We start from the raw sequence: 5,315 nt of genomic DNA, 5'->3' as shown, positions 1-5,315 counted from the left end.
AATTTTTAAAATAAACTGCTCTCGTTCTTAGGCTATTCTTTTTTAGTTTATAATCTACTGTATGCCCTGCTCGGTCTTTTAGCTCTGTACCAAGTGGGGCTTTTTTATGCCTGTTTTTTTCTAATAATGGGGTTTAAGGGGTTTAAGGGGTTAAATCCGTATAGTTCTATACAGAAAATATAAACAAAATTCATTATCCAGTGACTAGAGAAAAACCCCCTATACCCCCTATACCCCCTTTTTTTATAAATTTGATTGTTTTTCAATCCGTTTAAAAGAAAAAACCGACTATAAAAGTCGGTATGATCTATAAAAACGATTTAATGGAGGGGGTTTAGATTTTTGTCACTCTAAACTTGGTCGCGTGTTTACCCTGTTTAAAATCTGACAGCTTTAACCCATCTACAATACGATCACGACGGAACATTAAAACCTTTCCTATGCTTCGGCTATTGAAACGCCCGCCCGTAATATCTGACAGTATTTCGTATAATTGAATGTTACCGTTTCCATGTTCAGGCGTACTGACCGCTGCCAGTTGGCTAGCTTCGAACCACTCAGAACCATATTCTTTATGAATGGCTCTTAATAGGTCGCCCAAAATTTCCTGTTCAGGATCTTGCATTACTGCATCATCAATTACCTTTTTTGGATCTGCTAGCTTTTCATTGAATTGAGCTAACCATGCAACGGGCTGCCTTGCTAACGTGTCCCAATCATTAAAGGATGCTAGTTTGTCTTTAGCCACGCCGCCACTCTTATGATCTTCACTTTGCAGATAACCCCTGATAATAATTAAACCAGCTCTGACAAGTTCGGCTCTGTGTTTTTTAACCTCTTTCATTGCATCATGCTTAAAAACATATTCGAGCGGGTTTTCTATTTGTCTATCAAGTCGGCAAGTTAAGAATCGTCTAGGCAATTCGCCTGCAAGCTGTAAGTTATTACCCGTGACAATTAGCATTGCTTTATTTGTTAAGTCTACGTTTTCGCTTTTCCCTAGAATACGATCCCCAAAAGTAGCACCTGTTAAGAATGTCGCCATTGATCCGCTGTTTAAAACGCCCATGACGTTATCCCAAAGAATATTTCGTGAACCTCTTAACAGTTCAGCAACTAAACGCTTTCTTATTTCGTCGTCATTCTTGCTATCAATCGGCGGCATGGGTGTCGGTACAGTGCCAGTTCCTAGATAGCCTATGCACTGGGCTAAATATGTTTTGCCCGTTCCCTGCTTAGGCGCATCAATGGCAAATGCGGGTGCTGTGTCTACTACAGGTCGAATCATTGCAGTTAATAACGCTGATAAACAAACTGATCTATCCAAAGCATCAACAAAAGGAAAATCACTAAACGGGTCTAATAAGCATTCTAATGCTGTTTCTACGTCTTCACTTGTTACACGTTTTGGCACATCAAGCGGCTGTTCATCTACTGCCAAGTAAAGCTGTGTTTCTTTATCATATCCAGCCTTTGAAATGATATGGTTTTCTGTTGTGATTACTGGGGCTGTAATCACGGCTTTTAGTGGTTTTAATCCTCGTGTAGAACCTAAACTTAAAATCTGTTTAAGTACTGCAAGCGGCGGATCTATCAAGGCTTTGTATTGCTGATCACCCTTTGTTTTCCATGTGTAATATTGAATATTTGAACCTAAGTAATATTGCAGTAAATCAATGTGCAATGCTTTTACTTGTCCGTTATCAATAGTTACTAATTGATTATCAAGGTCGAAAAAATCAGGCAATTGCTTTAATAGTTGCAACGTGGCTTGTACTGTTTCAAACGTCGCCCCGTTCTTATGTTCAATCTGCTTGGGTTGTCTAATTAATTTAAAAGACTGCCCGCCATGTGCTTGGCTGTGTAAGTTCGGCTGTCCATTAAATAAATACAGTCGTCCAACCGTACGCCCGCCGTCATAGTCATGTTCTAATGGGTCTTTGGTTCGTCTGTTGTGGTACTTAGTCGGATTGTCTAGGATCTCGCCCACTGTGACCGCTGTCATATCGTCAAGATGTATAACAAAGTCACCCGCCAGCACATTGTTTTCAATGGCTCGCTTTACTGTTATCCGTGCCTGTTCTACTTGTTCCGCGCTTGGTTCTGCAATGCCTTGCTCGGTTAAGTTTTTACGGGCTGTTGTTTCAATAAATTGATTTTTTACCGCATTGGCTTCGGATCTTATATCTGCCTTTGCTTTCTCTTTTAATGCTGCTACTTGCGCCTGTTCTGCTGCTGTAAGGTCTTTTAATACAATAACGGTGTCTAAGTGCGCGCCGTCATGTACATCAGGCTCAGGGCGTTTCTGCTGCATTGGTGCTATGCAATTTGCGCCTGAAATAAAATCCAAACGGTTCGGCTGCCAAACTGTGCTGTCTATAATGGATCGAACTAACAGTGAACCTGCTTTGCTGATTTCAAAATGACCATGACCAGCAAGCCATAATCTTTCAAACAGTACCTTGCCCGCGCGTTCTATATCGCTTGCATCCTTAACTAGGATATAGATCCGCTGACCTTTTAAACCGCTGTGCTGTGTATCGCCGTTATAAATGAAACTGCTGCTACTGCACCACCATATAAAAGCCGATTCCTGAAGCTCAGGCATGATGCTATAAAGCGTCTGCATGATCTGATCCTTAGGCATTGCATCGCCTTTAAAATCAAAATCAAGCATCATCACGCCACCACTTGCACCCCATTCAAAAAAATCGTGGGTACGCGCTACGGCATTTTTCGGGCGGCCTTGTTCATCGTATTTTTTACGGCTTAAAACTTGTATTGATTGCCCAGGGTGTGCATTTTTTACAACGCCCCATGACATGGCCTGATTGGTTGTTAAGCCTTTTAGGATCGCTGCCAGTTCATGCACTGTATTAAATGCTTTCAGTGTGGCTATGCCTTGCGACATATTGGCCGATGTTTCTTGTGTAGGCTTGCCATCTACTATCTTATAAGACTTTGTTAAAACCGCTGTGCTTTCGATTATTGTAGCTGTATTGGTTGTTGCTACTGTTAGCTCTGTTTTTGCGTTCATGTTATAGCACTCCCTCATTTAGGGCAGTGGCATTACACGGCGTTAGATAGCCTAGACTTTCAAGGGCTTTAAATACTTCGGACTTATCCCAAACGTACGTGATCCCGAAACGGCAAATAGGCTTGGGTAGCTTTCCTGATTCTGCCCAACGCTGCACCGTGATAGTTCGGCGGTTGATAATTTGAGCAATTTGGGGGGCTGTGATGGTGTTTTGTAATTGGTGCATAATGTAACCTCATTAATTCTTTAAAAAATCAAAGGGCTACTGGTTTAGTTTTAAAGCATAAGCTATTGCACTGATATTATTATCAAGATACAATGTCAACATACTACTATTAGTAGTATTAAAGCTTATGCTATCTGTCGTGTCGTCGAAAACTAAACAGTAGCAAATAAATTTAAGATCTTCGGATCTTGCAAACGAACCGCACGCCAGCGGTTTTTTTGTTTTCTGCGATGTCGATAAATTTACACATATCACATATCACAAAAACATAAGCAATAACCTGAACCTATGGAAACTAGACTACAATACAAAGCCAAGATTTTAAAGTAATTATTGCATCCTGTTTAATTGATTTTATGGATGATATTATTTTGACATAGATCGCAATTAATACAGAAAAAATAATATGGCTCAACTCTCCCTAACTGAAGTGTCTAAACGCTTTAACGTCAATAGGACCACAATCTATAGGGCTGTGAACAATGGCAAGCTGTCGCGTTTAAGCAATGGCCTGTTTGATCTTGCTGAAGTGATCCGCGTCTTTGGTGAACCGCCTGCACCTGTAAAGCAATCTATAGAATCGCCTGCCAGTAATGCAAATGATAGGGAAGTGATCAACATATTAAAAAGTCAGGTCGAGTTATTGACGAAACAACTTGAGCAAAAAGATTCTCAGATTGACCACTTGCAACGCCTACTTGTTGCACCTGAAACGTCCGCGCAACGTCCTGAAGCAACAACATGCAACGATACCGAAACGCCCATAGATCAATCCATGCAACATGATGAAACGCCGTATGAAGCAAATAGCAACGATACAAAGCAACATGATGCAACGGCGCAAAATGACACGTCTTTGATTGGTCGTTTTGGTCGTGGGCTTAAAGCGTTTTTAAAGTAATGAACGCAAGGATACATAGATACCCCTCTATGACCTTGTAAGGGGATTCCCTTAACCCTTTAAAACCCTGTAACGTAACGTATGAATCTTAGAACCTAAAATTACATGTAACGTATGGACGAAAATCATTTAAATGGTACACGGTTTTGATGGCTTTCAAGGTGTAACGCTTGGGTATACTCTATTGTTACAGTGGTACATTCAGAAATAAGGATACATATAAGGATACAATGGCAGTCCGCTACACGTTGAACCGTTGCTGTGCATGGCTTTCATAGTATTGTTCTATTCCTACCTAGCGCACCAAATCAACTGTACTGCATGAATCCTGTGCCTGTTTCTTCATATTGGAAATGATCCCCTCAAGTCTTTTAATGTGCCTGTTTTTACTCTCAACCTGATTATTTTTACTTTCAATAATCTGCTTTAATTCTTCAATCTCTTTTTTCAATTGTTCAACTTCATTCATACTTAATCCTGTTTGTTTAGATCGCTTTAGATCGGCAAAGTCTAATTCGTCACTGTTTCACTGATACCGCTTAAAACGATGGCAGTGATGTCAGATTAATCATACGGCCAGTAGTAGCATGAACCACTACGAAACTTTCGTGATCATTGGGCTGTAAATCCTTAATTTATATTATGACGCATATTTGCGTTATCTTTCTTCGTGTCGGTACTAGCTACGCCCTGCAATCTCCTTAATTTTCAGTAGATCACTAAGCGCAATTTTACGCCGTCATAGATTCCAATAAAATCATATCTCGATTAGAACGGAAGCTGCTGCACTGCCCGCGCTTTCTCAAAAAGCATGAGTCTTTTTTATGGACTACAGAAATGTCAGGTTTTGTTAGGTTTTATCAAGTTTTATCAAGTCCGCGCGCGTACCTATCCGAAAACTCTGCTTGTAATGCTCCGAAAATAGCTAGTCCCTTTAGGGGGTCGCAAAAATAAGCTGTTCAATGGTTTTATCGGAATCTCTAAGATAGCCGAAAACTCTCTTTTTTATAGAGTGGAAGTAGCCAATTTTTAAAATAAACTGCTCTCGTTCTTAGGCTATTCTTTTTTAGTTTATAATCTACTGTATGCCCTGCTCGGTCTTTTAGCTCTGTACCAAGTGGGGCTTTTTTATGCCTGTTTTTTTCTAATAA

The 5,315-nt window shown here is 40.3% G+C and carries 3 protein-coding genes; 1 reads left to right on the top strand and 2 read right to left on the bottom strand.

What is annotated here, in order from left to right:
- Positions 1-334: 334 nt before the first annotated feature.
- Positions 335-3,037: a hypothetical protein gene (locus tag FTV30_RS15490; protein WP_180001890.1), complete on the bottom strand. Its 2,703-nt coding sequence runs from the start codon at positions 3,035-3,037 to the stop codon at positions 335-337.
- Positions 3,038-3,669: 632 nt separating this feature from the next.
- On the opposite strand from FTV30_RS15490, the gene FTV30_RS15485 reads away from it, so the two are divergent.
- Positions 3,670-4,164: a plasmid replication DNA-binding protein gene (locus FTV30_RS15485; RefSeq protein ID WP_180001889.1), complete on the top strand. Its 495-nt coding sequence runs from the start codon at positions 3,670-3,672 to the stop codon at positions 4,162-4,164.
- A gap of 295 nt (positions 4,165-4,459) precedes the next feature.
- On the opposite strand, the gene FTV30_RS15480 is transcribed toward FTV30_RS15485, so the two are convergent.
- The gene (locus FTV30_RS15480) at positions 4,460-4,633 is read right to left on the bottom strand and encodes a hypothetical protein (RefSeq protein ID WP_180001888.1); all 174 of its coding nucleotides are present in this window, start codon (positions 4,631-4,633) and stop codon (positions 4,460-4,462) included.
- Positions 4,634-5,315: the final 682 nt, after the last annotated feature.

It is taken from the genome of Acinetobacter sp. YH12255 (assembly GCF_013417355.1).
GTDB classification, from domain to species: domain Bacteria; phylum Pseudomonadota; class Gammaproteobacteria; order Pseudomonadales; family Moraxellaceae; genus Acinetobacter; species Acinetobacter pseudolwoffii.
The sequence above is the reverse complement of the archived record's forward strand: the minus strand, read 5'-3'. Positions and strand labels throughout refer to the sequence as shown.

Excerpts from the sequence above, each read along its gene's own strand:
- FTV30_RS15490 (WP_180001890.1), bottom strand. The coding sequence starts at position 3,037 with ATGAACGCAAAAACAGAGCTAACAGTAGCAACAACCAATACAGCTACA.
- FTV30_RS15485 (WP_180001889.1), top strand. The coding sequence starts at position 3,670 with ATGGCTCAACTCTCCCTAACTGAAGTGTCTAAACGCTTTAACGTCAAT.
- FTV30_RS15480 (WP_180001888.1), bottom strand. The coding sequence starts at position 4,633 with ATGAATGAAGTTGAACAATTGAAAAAAGAGATTGAAGAATTAAAGCAG.